This window comes from Streptomyces sp. NPDC088817, from assembly GCF_044750345.1.
In the GTDB taxonomy this organism is placed as follows: Bacteria; Actinomycetota; Actinomycetes; order Streptomycetales; family Streptomycetaceae; genus Streptomyces.
Genome location: NZ_JBIVJN010000004.1, coordinates 96007 through 113863 on the forward strand (window position 1 = coordinate 96007; position 17857 = coordinate 113863).

The following is a 17857-nucleotide window of genomic DNA, read 5'->3' on the forward strand; positions in this document are numbered from 1 at the left end:
GGACCGAGGTATTTTCCTGATGAAGATCCACAAGTACGACACCGTCATCGTCGGCGCCGGTGGCGCCGGTATGCGTGCCGCCATCGAGGCGACCAAGCGCAGCCGCACCGCGGTCCTGACGAAGCTCTACCCCACCCGCTCCCACACGGGCGCGGCGCAGGGCGGCATGGCCGCCGCGCTGGCGAACGTGGAGGAGGACAACTGGGAGTGGCACACCTTCGACACGATCAAGGGCGGTGACTACCTGGTCGACCAGGACGCCGCCGAGATCCTGGCGAAGGAGGCCATCGACTCCGTCCTCGACCTGGAGAAGATGGGCCTGCCGTTCAACCGGACGCCCAACGGGACGATCGACCAGCGGCGCTTCGGCGGGCACTCCCGCAACCACGGCGAGGCCCCGGTCCGCCGCTCCTGCTACGCGGCCGACCGCACCGGCCACATGATCCTCCAGACGCTGTACCAGAACTGCGTCAAGGAGGGCGTGGAGTTCTTCAACGAGTTCTACGTCCTGGACCAGCTCATCACCGAGGTCGACGGCGTCAAGAGGTCGGCCGGCGTGGTGGCGTACGAGCTGGCGACCGGCGAGATCCACGTCTTCCAGGCGAAGTCCGTGATCTACGCCTCGGGCGGCACCGGCAAGTTCTTCAGGGTGACGTCGAACGCGCACACCCTGACCGGCGACGGCCAGGCGGCCGTCTACCGGCGCGGGCTGCCGCTGGAGGACATGGAGTTCTTCCAGTTCCACCCGACCGGCATCTGGCGCATGGGCATCCTGCTCACCGAGGGCGCCCGCGGTGAGGGCGGCATCCTGCGCAACAAGGACGGCGAGCGCTTCATGGAGAAGTACGCGCCGGTCATGAAGGACCTCGCCTCCCGCGACGTCGTCTCCCGCTCCATCTACACGGAGATCCGCGAGGGCCGCGGCTGCGGTCCCGAGGGCGACCACGTCTACCTGGACCTGACCCACCTGCCGCCGGAGCAGCTGGACGCCAAGCTGCCGGACATCACCGAGTTCGCGCGGACCTACCTGGGCATCGAGCCGTACACCGACCCGATCCCGATCCAGCCGACCGCGCACTACGCCATGGGCGGCATCCCGACCAACGTCCAGGGCGAGGTGCTCGCGGACAACAGCACGGTCGTGCCGGGTCTGTACGCGGCCGGCGAGGTCGCCTGCGTGTCCGTGCACGGCGCCAACCGCCTGGGCACCAACTCGCTGCTGGACATCAACGTGTTCGGCAAGCGGGCCGGCATCGCCGCCGCGGAGTACGCCGAGAAGGCCGACTTCGTGGAGCTGCCGGAGGACCCCGAGTCCCTCGTGGTCGAGCAGATCGAGCGGCTGCGGACCTCCACCGGCACCGAGCGGGTGGCGAACATCCGCCGGGAGCTGCAGGAGACCATGGACGCCAACGTCATGGTGTTCCGCACCGAGCAGACGATCAAGACGGCTGTCGAGAAGATCGCCGAGCTCCGGGAGCGCTACAGGAACGTGGCGATCCAGGACAAGGGCAAGCGGTTCAACACGGACCTCCTGGAGGCCATCGAGCTGGGCAACCTGCTGGACCTGGCCGAGGTCATGGCGATCTCCGCCCTGGCCCGCAAGGAGTCCCGCGGCGGTCACTACCGCGAGGACTACCCCAACCGCGACGACGTCAACTTCATGCGCCACACCATGGCGTACCGCGAGGTCGGCGCCGACGGGTCCGAAACCGTCCGTCTCGACTACAAGCCGGTCGTCCAGACCCGCTACCAGCCGATGGAGCGTAAGTACTGATGGCAACCCCCGTTCTGGACAAGGTGGAGGCGGAGTCCGCCGCCTCTCCCTACATCACCGTCACCTTCCGCGTCCGCCGGTTCAACCCGGAGGTCTCGGCCGAGGCGACCTGGGAAGACTTCCAGCTGGAGATCGACCCCAAGGAGCGCGTCCTCGACGGTCTGCACAAGATCAAGTGGGACCTCGACGGCACGCTGACCTTCCGTCGCTCCTGCGCGCACGGCATCTGCGGCTCGGACGCCATGCGGATCAACGGCAAGAACCGTCTGGCCTGCAAGACGCTGATCAAGGACATCAACCCCGAGAAGCCGATCACGGTCGAGCCCATCAAGGGCCTCACGGTCCTGAAGGACCTGGTCGTGGACATGGAGCCGTTCTTCCAGGCGTACCGGGACGTCATGCCGTTCCTGGTCACCAAGGAGACCAACGAGCCGACGCGGGAGCGCCTGCAGTCCGCGGAGGACCGGGCCCGCTTCGACGACACGACGAAGTGCATCCTGTGCGCGGCCTGCACCTCGTCCTGCCCGGTCTTCTGGAACGACGGCCAGTACTTCGGCCCGGCGGCCATCGTCAACGCCCACCGGTTCATCTTCGACAGCCGTGACGAGGCCGGTGAGCAGCGCCTGGAGATCCTCAACGACAAGGACGGCGTCTGGCGCTGCCGCACCACCTTCAACTGCACCGATGCCTGCCCGCGCGGCATCGAGGTGACGAAGGCGATCGCGGAGGTGAAGCGGGCGCTGATCACGCGCCGCTTCTGACCTTCCTTCGCACGCGACGCCGAGGGCCCCGTTCCGGACGGAACGGGGCCCTCGGCGTGCTGTGCCCGGCGTCGTCGCCGGGTGCGCGGACGGTCAGCCGCGCAGGACGCGACCCTGCGCGTCCGTGCGGTCGTTGCTCGTGAAGAAGAGGATGGCGTCGATCAGGGACCAGAGGCCCAGACCGCCGCAGGTCAGCAGCTGGGCGATGCCCACACCCACGGAGCCGACGTAGAAGCGGCCGATGCCCAGGCCTCCGAGGAAGAGCTGGAGGATGCCGGCGACGATCTTCGACTTGTCGGAGTACGGGCGGCCCTGCGGGTCGTAGCCGTAGGGGGCGTCAGGGGTGGGGACAGTCATGACTGGTGCTCCTGGGGAGTGGTGACAACAACCGGAGTGGGAACCTCCGGCGCCGGGGAGCCCGGCTGCCCTGTCACCCGGCATCCGTGCGCGACTCCGTGTGCGTCGACGCGCGTCGACCGGATGCGGCCGTCCCCCTGCGCTCTGGGAGCATAAAGATCCTGTAGGGCGGCACGGGAGGGGATTCGAAGGAACGTTCCCGTACCGTGATCAGATACGGACACCTTGGAAGCATTTGGGCCCGGAACGGTTCTTCAGAAGACGTTGCGGACCACGGTCCACGCCACCGCCACCAGCAGCACCGCCGCCTGCGCCCGGGTGCTGAGCCGGGGGTGCCAGCGGCGCCCGCGCAGTCCCTCCAGAGCCCACTTGGCGAGCAGCGCCAGCGCGAACGGCGCGGCGAGCAGGAGCATCCTGTTGTCCAGCCAGGCCTGGATGAAGCGGCCGTGCATCAGGTCGTACACCATGCGCGTGCCGCCGCAGGCGGGGCAGAGCAGCCCGGTGACGTACCGGAAGGGGCACTGGGGCAGCAGGTGGCCCGGCTGGTGCGGGTCGGTGACATAGAGGTACGCGGCGCCCGTCACCCCGGCGCACAGCACCGCGAGCGGAGCCGTGGCCGGGTGCCGCAGCAACCGGCCGCGCACCGCGCCGGGCGCCGTGTCAGCCACGCAGGATCCGGCCCTGGGCGTCGGTGTTGTCGTTGCCCGTCAGCAGCATGATGCCGTCGATCAGGGACCAGATGCCGAAGCCGCCGCAGGTGAGGAGCTGGGCGATGCCGATCCCGACGTGGCCCATGTAGAAGCGGCCGATGCCGAGAGTGCCCAGGGCGAGCTGGAGGACACCGGCGACGATCTTCGACTTGTCGGAGTAGGGGCGGCCGTAGGGGTCGTAGCCGTAGGGGGCGTTGGGGTCGTACTGCATCCCCGGGGGCGGCGGGTAGCCACCGGGAGGCGCGTAGCCGCCCCCGGGAGGCGGCGGGTACGCGCCGGGGGGCGGATAACCACCGGGGGGCGGGTAGCCACCGGGAGGCGGGTAGCCACCGGGAGGCGGCGGGTAGGCGCCGGGCTGCTGGTTGGGATATCCGTATCCCGGGGCCTGTTTGGGCTGCTGCGGCTGCTGCGGCTGCTCGGACACGGTGGCTCCACTCATCGACTTCCTGCGAACTGACGGTCATATTGCAGGAAGACCGGCCGAAGCGAAACATCGGGGTACCGCCCGGCCGCCGGGCCGCCGAGCCGCCCGGCCCTCCGCCCCTCCGGCCCGAACGAGTGACCCGGCACCAGCTCCGCGCTCGGCCTCCCGGTCCGGGCGGATCGCCCACCTAATCTGACGGCATGTCAGATGACGAGTCGTACGAGCTGCTCGGGTTCGACAACGTGCTGCTGCCCGTCGGGGATCTGAGCGAGACCGTGGGGTTCTACGAGCGGGCCGGGTTCGCGGTGGCGTTCCACCTCCAGGAGGCCGGCATCGCACTGCTGAAGGCCGGGGGCGAGACACCGGGAATCCTGCTGCGCGAGGAGGAGTTCGGGCACCGTCCGCCGCCGTGGCCCTCGCCGCGGGTGTGGCTGGAGGTGCCGGACGCACGGACGGCGGCGCGCGCGCTCACGAGGGCCGGGATCGAGCTGCTCGACGAGCCCTTCGCCGTGGCGACCGGCTGGACCGTCGAGATCGCCGACCCGTGGGGCAACGTCCTCGGCTTCACCGACTACGGCAAGCGGCCGGAGCTGGGCCGCAGGCCGTAGGCGGAACCCTTCTGCGCCAAGCGTGTTGAACACGTTCAAAAACAGGTCTACAGTCTCTCACGCCAGCATTTTGAACACGTTCAAAAGAAGGGGTGGGGGGCATGGACCGCACGGTCATCGCCTACGTCATCTATCTGCTCGTCAGCATCGCCCTGACCGTCTGGGTGGCCCGGACGCTCAGCAGGAACGGGCGGATCTTCCTCGCCGACGTGCTGCACGGCGACGACAGGCTCGCCGACGCCGTCAACCACCTGCTGGTGGTCGGCTTCTACCTCGTGAACCTCGGCTTCGTCGCGCTGTACCTGAGCGGCGACCAGCGCATCGACGACGCGCGCGGCGTCTTCGAGGCACTGTCGACGAAGCTCGGCGTGGTGCTGCTGGTGCTCGGCGCGATGCACCTGGGCAACGTGTACGTCCTCAACCGGATCCGCCGCCGCGGGGTGCTGGAGCGCGAGCAGGTGCCGCCGGTCGCGCCGCAGGACTGGGCCGCCCCCTCGGCCGGGGCGTGAGCGCGATGCCGGCCGCCGCCGGCCGGGACCGGGACGCCTCGAAGGGCGTCCCGGTCCGCGGGCTCACCGTCCTGTACGACGCCGAGTGCGCGCTGTGCACGACCGTGCGCGACTGGCTCGTCGGGCAGCGGCAGTTGGTGCCCCTGGAACTCCTCCCGGCCGGCTCCGAGCAGGCCGCACGGCGTTTCCCGGGCCTCGACCACGGCGCCACCCTGGACGAGGTCACCGTCGTCGGCGACTCGGGCCAGGTCTACCGGGGCGCCGCCGCCTGGATCGTCGTCCTGTGGGCCCTGCGTGAGCACCGTCCGCTCGCCCACCGGCTCAGCACCCCGACGGGCGCACGGCTCGCCAGGGGCGCGGTACTCGCCGCCGCCAAGTGGCGCGGCGGGCAGTGGGGCGGGGGCGCGTACCAGCGCGGGGACGGCTGGTCCTACGACCCCCGCCTCGGCTGGACCTACGACCCACCCGGCTGCGACGGCGGCGCGTGCGCCACTGGCTAGGCTCTGTGCGTGCCCCCGAAGAACGACGACGGCCCCGGTGACGGCGTGCCCGCCAGCAAGTCCGAGCAGACCCGCGCGCTCATCCTGGAGACGGCCATGCGGCTGTTCCAGGAGCGCGGCTACGACAAGACGACCATGCGGGCCATCGCCAAGGAGGCCGGGGTCTCCGTCGGCAACGCGTACTACTACTTCGAGGGCAAGGAACACCTGATCCAGGGGTTCTACGACCGGATCGCCGCCGAGCACCGGGAGGCGGTCCGGGAGGTCCTGGCCCGGGAGAGCGACCTGGAGGCACGGCTGGCGGGCGTGCTGACGGCGTGGCTGGACATCGCCACGCCGTACCACGAGTTCGCGGTGCAGTTCTTCAAGAACGCCGCCGACCCCGACAGCCCGCTCAGCCCCTTCTCCGCCGAGTCGGAGCACGCGCGCGCGGAGGCCATCGACGTCCACAAGGAGGTGCTGCACGGCGCGCGGACCAAGGTCCCGGCGGACCTCAGGGAGGTACTGCCCGAGCTGATGTGGCTCTCCCAGATGGGGCTCGTCCTGTACTGGATCTTCGACCGCACGGAGGGCCGCGAACGCAGCTACCGCCTGGCCGAACGCGGCGCCCGGCTCACCGCCCGCGGGGTGGCCCTGGCCCGCTTCCGGATCCTGCGCCCCCTGGTCCACGAGGTGCACGACCTGTTCACGGACTTCCTGCCGGGAATGACGAGGATGATGCCGGACCCGGCGCGCAGGGCGCGGGACTGATCACCTCCGCCCTTCCCGCCGGCATCGTGGGCCTAGGCCTCCCCGATGCCGGCGGGATCCTCAAGGCCGGGGAGGAGACGGCTGCTTGACCGCGTCCACCTCCTCCTCCGTCAGTTCCACGTCGTGGGCCAGGGGGCCGTCGGCCACGACGACGTGGTGGGCGCGGGAGCCGTGGGGGGAGGCCGTGGCGGCGAGCAGGTAGGTGCCCGGGCCCGGGACCGCGACGATGTAGGAGCCGTCGGCCAGGGACGTCACCCGGTCCAGTTGGCGGCCGCCCTTGGACAGCAGGGTCACGGACGCGCCGTGGACCGGCTCGCCCTCCTCGGTGCGGATGAAGCCGTGGACCACCGACGCGGGGCCCGGTCGCGGCACATGCGCCTCCTCGGGCTCCTCCGCCGGCTCCACCGCCAGATGCGGCAGACGGCGTTCCAGCCAGGCCGGCAGCCACCAGTTGGCCCGGCCGAACAGATGCATCGCCGCCGGCACCAGCGCCGTCCGCAGCACGAACGCGTCCAGCGCGACCGCCGCCGCGAGGCCCACGCCCGCCATCGCCGCGCCCTGGTTCCCGCTCAGGACGAAGGCGAGGAAGACGCAGACCATGATCAGGGCCGCGGAGTTGATGACCCGGCTGGTCTCCGCGAGACCCACCCGGACCGCGCGCGCGTTGTCCCGCGTGTGCACCCACTCCTCGTGCATCCGGCTCACCAGGAAGACCTGGTAGTCCATCGACAGGCCGAACAGCAGGGACAGCATGATGACCGGCAGGAACGCCTGGATCGGCCCCTCCTTGCCGAGGCCCAGCAACTCCAGGCCCCAGCCCCACTGGTAGATCGCCACCAGGACGCCGAACGACGCGGCGGCGGCGACCAGGTTCATCACGGCCGCCGTCAGCGGCACCAGCAGCGACCGGAAGGCGACCAGCAGGAGCAGGAAGCCGAGGCCGACGATGGTCACGACGAAGTACGGCAGCCGGTCGCCCGTGACGGACGCGAAGTCCTTCGAGACCGCCGTGACACCGCCGACGTGCGCCCGCGCGCCCGCCCCGGGGATCACCTCGTCGCGCAGGGTGTCGATGAGCCGGTCCGTCTGCTCGGACTGCGGCGAGGTGGTCGGCACGACCTGGATGACGGTGACGCCGTGCGCGGGCGGCAGCGGTACCACCCGGGCCACCCCGCGGGTCCCGGCGATGCCCTTGACCAGCGCGGTGGTGTCGCCGTCGGCCGAGACCACCTGGAGCGGCCCGTTGAAGCCCGGCCCGAAGCCCTCGGCCAGCAGGTCGTACGCCCTGCGGGTCGTCGTCGAGGCGTCGTCGTTGCCCTGGTCGGTGGCGCCCAGCCGCAGCGACAGCACCGGCAGCGCGAGGAGGACCATGACGACCAGCGCGAGGGCCGCGATCCAGGCGGGACGCCTCTGCACCGTGGCCGACCAGCGGGCCGCGAGCGAACTCGCCCGCTCCTGACGGGCGGGGCCCTCGGCCGCGAGCCGCCGCCGCTGACGCCGGCTGAGCACCCGCGGCCCGAGGAAGCCGAGCAGCGCCGGCAGCAGCGTGACCGCCGCGAGCACGCTCAGCACCACCGTGAGCGAGGTGCCGATGACCACACCGTCCAGGAAGCGCAGGTTCGTCACCAGCATCCCGGCGAGCGCGATGCACACCGTGCCGCCCGCGAACAGCACCGCGCGGCCCGAGGTGTTGAGGGCGACCGCCGCCGACTCCTCCGGTTCCAGACCGCGCAGCAGACCCCGCCGGTGCCGGGTGACGATGAACAGCGCGTAGTCGATGCCGACCCCGAGGCCGATCAGCGAGGCGAGCAGCGGCGCGATGTCGGGCACGTCCGTGACATGACTGATCAACTGGGTGGAGAACAGCCCGATGCCGACGCCGAAGACCGCCACGGCGATCGGCAGGAGCATCGCGAAGAGCGAGCCGAAGGCGAGGAACAGCACGAGCGCCGCCGCCGCGAGACCGACCAGCTCGGACAGACCCGTGGGCGGCCCCTGGATCCGGTTGATCGCCTGACCGCCCAACTCGACCCGCAGACCGCCGCGTTCGGCCGTCCGCGCGGTGTCGACCACGTCCTGCACGAGCTGCTTGGGCACCTCGTTCGCCCGCTCGGTGAAGGTGAGCTGCGCGTACGCGATCGTCCCGTCCGCGCTGATCTGCGTCGCGCCCCGGGCGCCGGCGTAGGGGCTGCTGACCGCGCCGACCCCGGGCATCCGGCCGATCTTCTCCAGGGCGGGCTCGATCCGGGCGCGCACCGACGCGTCCCGGACCGATCCGCCGTCGACCTTCCACACCACCGTGTCGGTGTCGCCCGCGGCCTTCGGGAACGCCTTCTCCATCAGGTCGAACGCGGACTTGGAGTCCGTGTCCGGCAGGGAGAAGACGTTCGCGTAGGCCGTGCCCCCGGCGGACGCCCCCACGCCCGCCCCGATCAGCGCCACCACCCACAGCAGCAGGACCAGCAGCCGGTGCCGGTAGCACCACCGCGCCAATGTCGTCACTCTCTCCGCTCCTTCATCCGGGTCCCCCGGGTCCTGGGACACCAGCATCCGCAGCGGCGGGCGCGGACGGGCGCCTCCCGCCACAACTCTCAAGGAACTCCAAAGCACCGGCGGCCCCGCCGCCGGTCCCGCCCCCGGATACTGGGGACATGACCGTCAACGAGGCAGCGCACGAAGGGGCGACGGTCCTCGTCGTCGAGGACGAGGAGTCCATCGCGGACGTCCTCGCCATCGCCCTGCGCTACCACCGCTTCCAGGTGATGACCGCGGGCACCGTCCGCGAGGCGTGCGCGCTCGCCGAGCGCACCCGGCCCGACGTGGCCCTGCTGGACGTGATGCTGCCGGACGGGGACGGCCGAAGGCTGGGCCGCGAACTGCGCACCCGCTGCCCCGGCCTGGCGCTGGTCTTCGTCACCGCGCGGGACGCGCCCGCGGAGATCGTCGGCGCGCTCGGCTTCGGCGACGACTACATCACCAAGCCGTTCAACATCGACGAGGTCGTCGCCCGGGTACGGGCCGTACTGCGCCGCACCCTCCCCCACGCTCGAACGGACTCGCGCGGGGGCGCCCCCATCGCCGACGTCCTCCCGCAGCGCCCGCGACTGCGCTACGGCGACCTGGAGCTGGACGAGACGACCTACTCGGCGCACCGCGCGGGCCGTACGGTCGAGCTCACCCCGACCGAGTACGCGCTGCTGCGCTTCCTGGTGCGCAACGGCGGCCGGATCGTGCCCAAGGAGCAACTCCTCAGGCACGTCTGGCAGTACGAGCACACACCGCCCGAGTCGACCGTCGTCGAGACCTACATCAGCTATCTGCGCCGCAAACTGGACCTGCTCGGACCGCCGTTGATCACGACCCGGCGGGGCGTGGGATACGGGCTGGCATGAAACCGCGCAGACCGCGTCCGCGGCGTCGGCACGGACTCCACTCCCTGCGCGGCAAGCTGACCCTGACGAACGTCGCACTGCTCGCCGTGGGGATCGTGGTGGCGACCGCCGCGAGCCTGGTGGGCATGCGGCACTACCTGCTCGGCCAGATCGACAACCAGCTGATCAAGACCCGTGACTCCGTGGTGGACTCACGGCTCACCATGCGGCAGATCGACTCGCTGGCCGCGCTGACCCTCATCCGGGACCACTTCGTACAGCCCACCGTCAACAGGCCGCGCCCGGAGTCCGTGTTCACCGCCGTCGGCAGCGGGGGCGAGGCCATGCCCATCGCCGGTTTCGTGCCGACCGACGCCCAGCGGTCGCTGGCCGCCGCGATCGGCGACCCGCGCGCGCTCGCCGCCGACCGCGCACCGCACGAGGTGACGCTGCACGGCGCCACCTACCGGGCGACCTCCGCCCGTCTGACCGACGGCAACTACCTCCTGTTCGCCACCTCGACCGACGCGCTGCACCAGGGCATCGCCAAGGCCCTCAGGCTGGACCTGGGCGTCGGCACGCTGCTGCTGGCGCTCCTCGCCTGCCTGACGATGTTCAGCGTGCGGCTGCGGATGCGCCCGCTGGAGGACATGGTGGAGACCTCGTCGGCCATCGCCGAGGGCGATCTGACCCGGCGCGTGCCCTCGAGTCACCATCCCACCCAGGAGGTGGAACAGCTGCGCGTCGCGCTGAACTCCATGCTGCACCAGGTGGAGTCGGCGTACCGCACGCGCGAACGCAGCGCCGCCCAGCTGCGTCGCTTCGTCGCCGACGCCTCGCACGAGCTGCGCACCCCGCTGTCGGCGATACGCGGCTACCTCCAGCTCTACGACAAGGGGATGCTGACCGAGCCCGGCGAACGCAGGCGCGCCTGGGACCGGATGAACGCCGAGGCGGACCGCATGGGGCGGCTCGTCGACGAACTGCTCACCCTGGCCCGCCTGGACCAGCGGCCCCAGCTGCGGCTGCGGAACGTCGACGTCGTGCGGCTGGTGCGGGACGCCGCCGAGGACCTGCGCGCGCAGCAGCCGGAGCGGCCCGTGACGGTCGGCGCCGAGGGCGTGCTGCTCGTGCGCGCCGACGAGTCGGGGCTGCGGCAGGTGCTCGGCAACCTGGTGGCCAACGTGCGCGTCCACACGCCCGCAGACGTCCCGGTGCGGCTGACGGCGGAGCGGGCCGACGGTGTCGTACGGCTGTGTGTCCGGGACAAGGGGCCCGGGCTGGCGGAGGAGGACGCGGCGCGCGTCTTCGACCGCTTCTTCCGCGCGGGCGGTGGTGCGGGCAGCGGCCTCGGCATGGCCATCGTGCAGGGGGTGGCCGAAGCGCACGGCGGGCAGGTGGCCGTCAGCACCGAACCCGGGGAGGGGTTCGCGGTGACGGTCACGCTGCCCGCGCAGGCCCGTTCGTAGCGGTCAGATCCAGTCGAGCTTCCAGAGCCGGAAGCTGCCCGTGCCGTCCGACAGGTACTGGCCGCCGCCGACGTCCTCGCTGCTGACCACGTACTCCTTGCGCTGCCACAGCGGGATCATCGGCACATCGGCGGCGACGTTCGCCTGGAGGTTGCGGAAGTCCGCGGCGCTGCGGCCCCGGTCGGCGAACCGCTGGGTGTCCCGGATGAGGCCGTCGACGGCCTTGCTGCTGTAGCCGGTGTTCATGGTGCTGCCGGTGCCGACGAGGGCGGAGCCGAAGGTGTCGGGGTCCGGGTAGTCGGCCACCCAGCCGACCGCGTACGCGTCGAGCTTGCCGCCCGCCCAGAGCTTCTGGAAGTCGGCCCACTCGTAGCCCTTGAGGTCGACCTTGAACAGGCCGCTCGCCTCGAGCTGCCGCTTGAGCTCCGCGGCCTCCTCGCCGGCGGCGCCGCGGCCCTGGCCGTAGCCGTAGGTGAAGCGCACCGGGACGGACACGCCGGCCTCGGTCAGCAGCTCGCGGGCCTTCTGGGCGTTCTGCGTCGGGTAGGCGTCGAAGAAGGACGTGTTGTGGCCCGTGATACCGGCCGGGATCAGCGAGTACAGCGCGTCCACGGTCCCGTCGTACACGCCGCCGGCCAGCTTCTCGCGGTTGATCAGCCAGGCGATGGCCTGCCGGACGCGGACGTCGTGCAGCGGCGAGGAGGCGCGGGTGTTGAGGTACAGGTTGCGGACCTCGGAGCTGTCGGACACCGACACGCGCATCTTGGGGTCGCTGGGGTTGAGTCCGGCGAGGAGCTTCGGCGGCAGGTTGCGCGTGGCGACGTCGATCTGCTTGCCCGTCCAGGCCTTCTCCAGCTCGGCCGGGCTCTCGAAGTAGCGCAGCTCGACCGGTCGCCCGGTGCTGCTGATGGCGCCGTTGTAGGAGTCGTTCGGTTCGAGGTCCGCGCTCTTGTCCTTGGCGTACCCCTTGAGCCGGTACGGGCCGGTGCCGTCGGCTGCGGTGCCGGTGCGCAGCCCGTTGGCCGGGTAGCGGGTGTGGTCGACGATGGAGCCGGCGCCCGTGGCCACCTTCAGCGGGAACGTGGCGTCCGGGGTCGACAGGTGGAAGGTGACGATCAGGCCGTCGGCGTCCACCGAGGCGAGGGTCGACAGCAGCGAGGAGGGGCCGACGTCGGAGTCGACCTTCTTGATCCGGTCGAAGGAGAACTTCACGTCCTCGCCGGTCATCGTGCGCCCGCTGGGGAACTTGATGCCCTCGCGCAGTTCGCAGCGGTAGACGGTGAGTCCGCCGCCGGTGAAGTTGCAGTCCTTGGCCGCGTCCGGCACGGGTGTGACACCACCCGGTTCGAAGGTCAGCAGGGACTGGAACACGTTGCTGAACAGTGCCCAGGAGCCCGCGTCGTACGCTCCCGCCGGGTCCAGGGATGTGACCGCGTCCGTCGTGCCCACGACGATCGCGTTGCCCTTGTCGTTCTTCGACGGCAGCAACTGCCAGCCGCCCACCCCCACGACCGCCAGCACGACCAGCGTCGTGAGGATCCGTATGCGAACCGATCGCATCCGTACCCTCCCCAGACCCCTTTTGGGCCCTTCTGCATATGCCACACACCTGAGTGGCGCCCGTTACCTAATCACACGCATTTCGCCAGGGGGAAGCCGGGTCTGGGGAGAATGAGAAGAAGTTACGAAGACTTGTTGTTCGAGCGTTTCGGGGTGGGTTCCGCGGTCTCTACGCCTGCCTGGAGGCGAGCTGGACGACGGTGATGTCGGAGGGGGCGCCGACCCGTGTGGGCGGGCCCCAGGCGCCCGCGCCGCGGCTGACGTACAGCTGGGTGTCGCCGTAGCGCTCCAGGCCCGCGACGGTCGGGTTGGCGGCGGCCGCGAGGATGCTGCCGGGCCAGAGCTGGCCGCCGTGGGTGTGACCGGAGAGCTGGAGGTCCACGCCGTGCCGGACGGCCTCGTGGATCTGCACCGGCTGGTGGGCGAGCAGTACGCACGCGCGTGCCGTGTCCCGGTCGCCGAGCGCCCGCTCGAAGTCGGGGCCCTGCCCCTCGCTCTCGCCCCGTACGTCGTTGACGCCGGCCAGGTCGAAGGCGGGCAGCTCGGTGCGCGCGTTCTCCAGGGGGAGCAGGCCGAGGCGGCGCACCTCCCGCACCCACTGCTCGGCGCCGGAGAAGTACTCGTGGTTGCCGGTGACGAAGTACGCGCCGTGCCGCGCCCGGAGCCCGGCCAGCGGTGCCGCCGCCGGCCCGAGGTCCTTCACGCTGCCGTCCACCAGGTCCCCGACGACGGCGATGAGGTCGGGCTGGGTCGCGTTGACCGTGTCGACGACCTTCTGCGCGAAGCCGCGCCCGAGGACGGGTCCGAGGTGGATGTCGCTGACGACGGCGATCCGGTACCCGTGCGCCGCCCGCGGCAGTTTCGCCAGCGGCACGGTGACCCGCTTCACCCGCGGCCCGCGCAGCACCCCGTAGGTCCCGTACCCGACGGTCCCGAGAGCCACCGCGGCGGCACCGCCCCCGACAACCCGCGACACGAACACCCGCCGACTGGAAACCCGCAGGGCCTCGACGGCGGACGACGCCGGCTCGTCAGCGGACTCCGGCGCGAGAGTGGGGGCCGGCGCGGCAGGCACCGGGCCGCCCGGACCCGGGGCGGGCACCGGCCCGCCGGTGGACTGCGGCGTGGCGGCGGGTGCCTGTACGGCGGACAGCGGGCTGTTCCGGTCCGACTCGTGGGCGGACTCCGGAGCGGCGGGTGCCGGGGCGGGCGGCCGGGGGCCGGTCGGCAGGAGGCGGTGCAGGAGGGGGCGGAGGGGTTCCGTTGCCAGGGTGGCCAGGAGCAGGTACAGCGCCAGGGCGAGCCAGAGGAAGCCGGGCCAGGCCAGGGTGCGCTGGAGCCAGAAGGGGGCGCCGGCCTGTTCGGTGACGAGGGCCCCGACGGCCAGGACCCAGCCGCCCGCGATCAGGACCGCGCCCGCGCGGCGAACCGGACCGGGTCCCCGGGTGGTGTCGCGGAACAGGCGGCGCCACAGATACCAGTTGGCCGCCACCACCACGCCGATCACGAGCAGCGCCACGAGCACGAAGACGACCACCATGCCGTCCGTTCCTTCCGCCTGATGCCTGGTGCGCCGGCCCCCGCCCACGCGGAAGGCCTCGTGGAGCTGTCCGGAACGCTATGACGTCCGGCGCAGTGCGCGCAGTCCGCGCAACCCGATGCCCCCGATGACCGTCCCCAATACGAAGGAGACGACGGCGAGCGCCAGATGCACCCAGAAGTACGCCGTCGGGTGCCCGTGGTCGAACGCCAGACCGCTGCCGTCCTTGATGAGATTTTTAACGAAAGTGACCCAGATGAACCAACTCCACACCCCGAAGGCGAGCAGGAACCAGGAGACGGGGCGGCTGAGCTTCATACGTCCAGTATCGCCGTCCGGAACCCGGCTCCGCGTCCGGGGTGGGAGGGCGGGCGGCACGTCACTGCCCGCGCCCGGTACGTTTCCGACCGTGCCCGCACCCAATAAGATCATCAGCCGATCACTGGTGATCACCTCCGCCGCCCTGCTGTCCGCCTCGCTGACCGCACCCGCCGCTCTCGCCGCACCGGTCCCCTCGGCCACTCCCCCGGCCGGGATGTCCACCGTCGGCGGCGCCCGCCTGGGTCTGCCCGGCACACAGGTCGACCTCGGCAACGGCGCCCCCGTGCTGCCCAAGGACCTCACCGCCCGCTCCTGGATCGTGGCCGACGCCGAGTCCGGCGCGGTGCTCGCCGCGCACAACGCGCACTGGCGGCTGCCCCCGGCCAGCACGCTGAAGATGCTGTTCGCGGACACCGTGCTGCCGAAGTTCCCCCGGACGCAGACGCACAAGGTCGTCCCGGCCGACCTGGCCGACGTGGGCGCCGGTTCCAGCCTGGTCGGCATCAAGGAGAACGAGACCTACACGGTCCACGACCTGTGGCTGGGCGTGTTCCTCCGCTCCGGCAACGACGCCGTGCACGTGCTGTCCGCGATGAACGGCGGCATAGAGGCGACCGTGGAGGACATGAACGCGCACGCGCAGGAACTCCAGGCGCTCGACACCAACGTGGTGAGCCCCGACGGCTACGACGCCGACCACCAGGTCTCGTCGGCCTACGACCTCACGCTGTTCGCCCGTTCGGGGATGCAGAAGAAGGACTTCCGCGAGTACTGCTCGACCGTGCGGGCCTCGTTCCCGGGCGAGACCAGGAAGAACAAGAAGGGCAAGACCTCCCGCGGCTCCTTCGAGATCCAGAACACCAACCGGCTGCTGAGCGGCGACTACGACATCTCGGTATACCCGGGCATCGCCGGGGTGAAGAACGGCAACACCACCCACGCGGGAGCCACCTTCACCGGCGTCGCCGAGCGCGACGGCCGGGTGCTGCTGGTGACGGTGATGAACCCGAACAAGCCGGACCACAACGAGGTCTACAAGGAGACCGCCAAGCTCTTCGACTGGGGCTTCGCCGCCCTGGACAAGGCACGCCCGGTGGGCGAGCTGGTGCCGCCCAGGAGCGCCGCCGAGGCGAAGGCGCAGCCGGGCTCCGAGCCCTCCGCGGGCCGGACCGACGACGGCTCGTCCTCCGCGGCCATGGCGCACGCGTCCGTCCGGAACGGCTCCAGCGGCGCGGGGATCGCCCTGGGAATCGCAGGTGGCGTGCTGGTGCTACTCGCGGGCGGCGCGTTCCTGGTCAACCGCCGCTGGCCGCTGCCGGACCTGATGCGCCGCCGGACCCGCCCCTGAGATCGACGGCCCGGCCGTCGCCGCCCCCGTCCTCGCCGGGCGCACCGCTCCCGTCGTCCGCACCGCTCTGCGTCGCCGTCCAGGCGGCGCAGTACAGGACCAGCTTGGACGTGAAGTTGATCCACAGCAGCAGGGCGACGGGGACCCCGAAGGCGCCGTACATGCTCTTGGCCGCCACGCCCTGGATGTAGCCGCTCAGCATCAGCTTCAGCAGCTCGAAGCCGACCGCGCCGAGCAGCGCGGCGACCAGCAGCCGGTGGCGCGGCGGCTCGACGCCGGGCAGCAGGGTGAGGACGTACAGCAGCACCAGGAAGTCGGCCAGCACGGCGACCGCGAACGCGAGGATCCGCAACAGGACGCTGCCCCAGCCGTGTTCGGCCAACCCGATCTCCCGGGAGATGTAGCCGACGGCGGCCGAGGCGATGGTGGACACGACGAGCGTGACCAGCATCGCGCCGCCGAGGCCGATCAGGACGCCCGCGTCCTTCACCTTGCCCATCAGCGGGTTCTCCTCCGGGTCGGGCAGCTCCCAGACCGCGCGCAGGCAGTCCCGCGTCTGGGCGACCCAGTTGACGCCGGTCAGCAGCAGGGCGGCACCGGCGATGAGCCCGACCGTGCCGGCGTTCTGCACCAGCGCGCTGATGTCCAACTGCTGCCCCAGGCCCGGGAACTGCTGGACGATCTTGTTCTGGAGCGTGTGCTGCCGCTGCGGACTGAGTGTGGCTGCGCCGACCGCGGCGGCCACCGTCAGCAGCGGGAACAGCGCGATGAAGCTGATGAACGTCATGGCGGCGGCCAGCCGCGACCACTTGACCCGGTCCAGACGTTCGTACGACCGCCACGCGTGCGTGGTCATCAGGCGGGCCACCCACGGCCCGACGACGGGAAGCTTCTTCAGCCAGTCCATGATCCGACTGTGCCCGCTCCGCGGCGACGTGAACACCGCGTTTCTGCGCCAAAACACGCATAACCGGACGATACAGTCGTCTGCCGTGAAGGATGCCCCCGGTCTCTCGCGTCTTCCCCGGTCCGTGCTCGTCCTCGGCGGCACATCCGAGATCGCCCTGGCCACCGTGCGCCGCCTGATCGCCCGCCGCACCCGAACCGTCTGGCTGGCGGGCCGCCCCTCACCGGCCCTGGAGGAGGCCGCCGGGCATCTGCGCACCCTGGGGGCGGAGGTGCGCACCGTGCCCTTCGACGCGCTGGACTGCGCCTCCCACGAGACGGTCCTCGGCAAGGTCTTCGCCGAGGGCCGGGTCGACCTGGTGCTGCTGGCCTTCGGCGTCCTCGGCGACCAGGCGTACGACGAGCGGGCGCCGCTGAACGCGGTTCGGGTCGCGCAGACGAACTACACCGGGGCGGTGTCCGCGGGCCTGGTGACCGGGCAGGGCCTGCAGGACCAGGGGCACGGCTCGCTGGTGGTGCTCTCCTCGGCCGCCGGCGAACGCGCCCGCCGCGCGGACTTCATCTACGGCTCGAGCAAGGCCGGCCTCGACACCTTCACCCAGGGCCTGGGCGACGCGCTGTACGGCACCGGGGTGCACGTCATGGTCGTACGCCCCGGATTCGTGCGCTCCCGGGCGACCGCCGGCCGCGAGCCCGAACCCTTCAGCGTCACTCCGGAGCAGGTCGCCACCGCCGTCGAACTCGGCCTGCGCAGGCGCTCGGAGACGGTGTGGGTGCCGGGTGTGCTCCGGGTGGTGACGACCGTGCTGCGGCATCTGCCGCGCGCGGTGTACCGGCGGCTGCCGTTGTAGCGGTCCGTGCGGTGTTCGTTCGCCGGCGTGCGGGGGCCGTCCCGGTCCGCCGGGGGGTGTCTAGTGCCGCGGCAGGCAACGTTTGCCCGTGAAGGAGC

Annotated in this window: 18 protein-coding genes; 10 read left to right on the forward strand and 8 right to left on the reverse strand. The window is 71.3% G+C overall.

The window, feature by feature from the left end; genetic code table 11:
- Positions 1-19: 19 nt before the first annotated feature.
- Both sdhA and ACIP4X_RS08940 read left to right on the forward strand, forming a co-directional pair.
- On the forward strand, positions 20-1774 hold the full coding sequence (sdhA, locus tag ACIP4X_RS08935; RefSeq protein WP_358734085.1) for a succinate dehydrogenase flavoprotein subunit: 1755 nt from the start codon (positions 20-22) through the stop codon (positions 1772-1774).
- Complete coding sequence (locus ACIP4X_RS08940) at positions 1774-2535, forward strand: succinate dehydrogenase iron-sulfur subunit (protein ID WP_141359142.1); 762 nt, start codon at positions 1774-1776, stop codon at positions 2533-2535. The genes sdhA and ACIP4X_RS08940 overlap by 1 nt, the downstream gene beginning before the upstream one ends.
- A 93-nt stretch (positions 2536-2628) precedes the next feature.
- Here ACIP4X_RS08940 and ACIP4X_RS08945 read toward each other — a convergent pair whose 3' ends face one another.
- The 3 genes from ACIP4X_RS08945 to ACIP4X_RS08955 form a co-directional block, all read right to left on the reverse strand.
- Positions 2629-2892, reverse strand: coding sequence for a TM2 domain-containing protein (locus ACIP4X_RS08945; RefSeq protein ID WP_358734083.1), 264 nt, complete (start codon positions 2890-2892; stop codon positions 2629-2631).
- A 254-nt stretch (positions 2893-3146) separates the two neighbouring features.
- Positions 3147-3560: a DUF2752 domain-containing protein gene (locus ACIP4X_RS08950; RefSeq protein ID WP_391456157.1), complete on the reverse strand. Its 414-nt coding sequence runs from the start codon at positions 3558-3560 to the stop codon at positions 3147-3149.
- The gene (locus tag ACIP4X_RS08955) at positions 3553-4026 is read right to left on the reverse strand and encodes a TM2 domain-containing protein (RefSeq protein WP_358734114.1); all 474 of its coding nucleotides are present in this window, start codon (positions 4024-4026) and stop codon (positions 3553-3555) included. Before ACIP4X_RS08955 ends, ACIP4X_RS08950 begins: the two co-directional genes overlap by 8 nt.
- A 200-nt stretch (positions 4027-4226) precedes the next feature.
- Between ACIP4X_RS08955 and ACIP4X_RS08960 the strand changes: the two genes are divergently transcribed.
- The 4 genes from ACIP4X_RS08960 to ACIP4X_RS08975 all read left to right on the forward strand — a co-directional run bounded on the left by ACIP4X_RS08960 (position 4227) and on the right by ACIP4X_RS08975 (position 6393).
- Positions 4227-4634 (forward strand): VOC family protein, encoded by a 408-nt coding sequence (locus tag ACIP4X_RS08960; RefSeq protein WP_391456155.1) that lies wholly within the window; start codon positions 4227-4229, stop codon positions 4632-4634.
- A 101-nt stretch (positions 4635-4735) separates the two neighbouring features.
- Entirely contained in the window at positions 4736-5143 is a 408-nt protein-coding gene (locus ACIP4X_RS08965; protein WP_391456153.1) for a hypothetical protein, read from the forward strand.
- 5 nt (positions 5144-5148) lie between these two features.
- Complete coding sequence (locus tag ACIP4X_RS08970; RefSeq protein ID WP_358734112.1) at positions 5149-5643, forward strand: DCC1-like thiol-disulfide oxidoreductase family protein; 495 nt, start codon at positions 5149-5151, stop codon at positions 5641-5643.
- A gap of 9 nt (positions 5644-5652) precedes the next feature.
- Positions 5653-6393 carry a TetR family transcriptional regulator gene (locus ACIP4X_RS08975; RefSeq protein ID WP_358734076.1) on the forward strand — a complete coding sequence of 247 codons (741 nt, stop codon included), beginning with the start codon at positions 5653-5655 and terminating at the stop codon, positions 6391-6393.
- A gap of 60 nt (positions 6394-6453) precedes the next feature.
- On the opposite strand, the gene ACIP4X_RS08980 is transcribed toward ACIP4X_RS08975, so the two are convergent.
- Complete coding sequence (locus ACIP4X_RS08980) at positions 6454-8886, reverse strand: MMPL family transporter (RefSeq protein WP_391456270.1); 2433 nt, start codon at positions 8884-8886, stop codon at positions 6454-6456.
- A gap of 158 nt (positions 8887-9044) precedes the next feature.
- Here ACIP4X_RS08980 and ACIP4X_RS08985 point away from each other — a divergent pair, with 158 nt between their 5' ends.
- Positions 9045-9785: a response regulator transcription factor gene (locus tag ACIP4X_RS08985; protein ID WP_358734074.1), complete on the forward strand. Its 741-nt coding sequence runs from the start codon at positions 9045-9047 to the stop codon at positions 9783-9785.
- The gene (locus ACIP4X_RS08990; RefSeq protein ID WP_391456150.1) at positions 9782-11233 is read left to right on the forward strand and encodes an ATP-binding protein; all 1452 of its coding nucleotides are present in this window, start codon (positions 9782-9784) and stop codon (positions 11231-11233) included. The genes ACIP4X_RS08985 and ACIP4X_RS08990 overlap by 4 nt, the downstream gene beginning before the upstream one ends.
- A 3-nt stretch (positions 11234-11236) precedes the next feature.
- Here ACIP4X_RS08990 and ACIP4X_RS08995 read toward each other — a convergent pair whose 3' ends face one another.
- The 3 genes from ACIP4X_RS08995 to ACIP4X_RS09005 all read right to left on the reverse strand — a co-directional run bounded on the left by ACIP4X_RS08995 (position 11237) and on the right by ACIP4X_RS09005 (position 14651).
- Positions 11237-12793 carry an ABC transporter substrate-binding protein gene (locus ACIP4X_RS08995; RefSeq protein WP_358734070.1) on the reverse strand — a complete coding sequence of 519 codons (1557 nt, stop codon included), beginning with the start codon at positions 12791-12793 and terminating at the stop codon, positions 11237-11239.
- 169 nt (positions 12794-12962) lie between these two features.
- Entirely contained in the window at positions 12963-14333 is a 1371-nt protein-coding gene (locus tag ACIP4X_RS09000; RefSeq protein ID WP_391456148.1) for a metallophosphoesterase, read from the reverse strand.
- 78 nt (positions 14334-14411) lie between these two features.
- Positions 14412-14651 (reverse strand): SCO4848 family membrane protein, encoded by a 240-nt coding sequence (locus ACIP4X_RS09005; protein WP_358734066.1) that lies wholly within the window; start codon positions 14649-14651, stop codon positions 14412-14414.
- A gap of 91 nt (positions 14652-14742) precedes the next feature.
- On the opposite strand from ACIP4X_RS09005, the gene ACIP4X_RS09010 reads away from it, so the two are divergent.
- Complete coding sequence (locus tag ACIP4X_RS09010; RefSeq protein WP_358734064.1) at positions 14743-16002, forward strand: D-alanyl-D-alanine carboxypeptidase; 1260 nt, start codon at positions 14743-14745, stop codon at positions 16000-16002.
- On the opposite strand, the gene ACIP4X_RS09015 is transcribed toward ACIP4X_RS09010, so the two are convergent.
- Positions 15950-16909 (reverse strand): YihY/virulence factor BrkB family protein, encoded by a 960-nt coding sequence (locus tag ACIP4X_RS09015; RefSeq protein ID WP_358734062.1) that lies wholly within the window; start codon positions 16907-16909, stop codon positions 15950-15952. The genes ACIP4X_RS09010 and ACIP4X_RS09015 overlap by 53 nt on opposite strands.
- An 85-nt stretch (positions 16910-16994) precedes the next feature.
- Here ACIP4X_RS09015 and ACIP4X_RS09020 point away from each other — a divergent pair, with 85 nt between their 5' ends.
- On the forward strand, positions 16995-17759 hold the full coding sequence (locus ACIP4X_RS09020) for a decaprenylphospho-beta-D-erythro-pentofuranosid-2-ulose 2-reductase (protein WP_358734060.1): 765 nt from the start codon (positions 16995-16997) through the stop codon (positions 17757-17759).
- The last annotated feature ends 98 nt before the right edge of the window (positions 17760-17857 follow it).

Excerpts from the sequence above, each read along its gene's own strand:
- ACIP4X_RS08990 (WP_391456150.1), top strand. The coding sequence starts at position 9,782 with ATGAAACCGCGCAGACCGCGTCCGCGGCGTCGGCACGGACTCCACTCC.
- ACIP4X_RS08965 (WP_391456153.1), top strand. The coding sequence starts at position 4,736 with ATGGACCGCACGGTCATCGCCTACGTCATCTATCTGCTCGTCAGCATC.
- ACIP4X_RS08970 (WP_358734112.1), top strand. The coding sequence starts at position 5,149 with ATGCCGGCCGCCGCCGGCCGGGACCGGGACGCCTCGAAGGGCGTCCCG.
- ACIP4X_RS09005 (WP_358734066.1), bottom strand. The coding sequence starts at position 14,651 with ATGAAGCTCAGCCGCCCCGTCTCCTGGTTCCTGCTCGCCTTCGGGGTG.
- ACIP4X_RS08960 (WP_391456155.1), top strand. The coding sequence starts at position 4,227 with ATGTCAGATGACGAGTCGTACGAGCTGCTCGGGTTCGACAACGTGCTG.
- ACIP4X_RS08995 (WP_358734070.1), bottom strand. The coding sequence starts at position 12,793 with ATGCGATCGGTTCGCATACGGATCCTCACGACGCTGGTCGTGCTGGCG.
- ACIP4X_RS08985 (WP_358734074.1), top strand. The coding sequence starts at position 9,045 with ATGACCGTCAACGAGGCAGCGCACGAAGGGGCGACGGTCCTCGTCGTC.
- sdhA (WP_358734085.1), top strand. The coding sequence starts at position 20 with ATGAAGATCCACAAGTACGACACCGTCATCGTCGGCGCCGGTGGCGCC.
- ACIP4X_RS08940 (WP_141359142.1), top strand. The coding sequence starts at position 1,774 with ATGGCAACCCCCGTTCTGGACAAGGTGGAGGCGGAGTCCGCCGCCTCT.
- ACIP4X_RS08945 (WP_358734083.1), bottom strand. The coding sequence starts at position 2,892 with ATGACTGTCCCCACCCCTGACGCCCCCTACGGCTACGACCCGCAGGGC.
- ACIP4X_RS09015 (WP_358734062.1), bottom strand. The coding sequence starts at position 16,909 with ATGGACTGGCTGAAGAAGCTTCCCGTCGTCGGGCCGTGGGTGGCCCGC.
- ACIP4X_RS09000 (WP_391456148.1), bottom strand. The coding sequence starts at position 14,333 with ATGGTGGTCGTCTTCGTGCTCGTGGCGCTGCTCGTGATCGGCGTGGTG.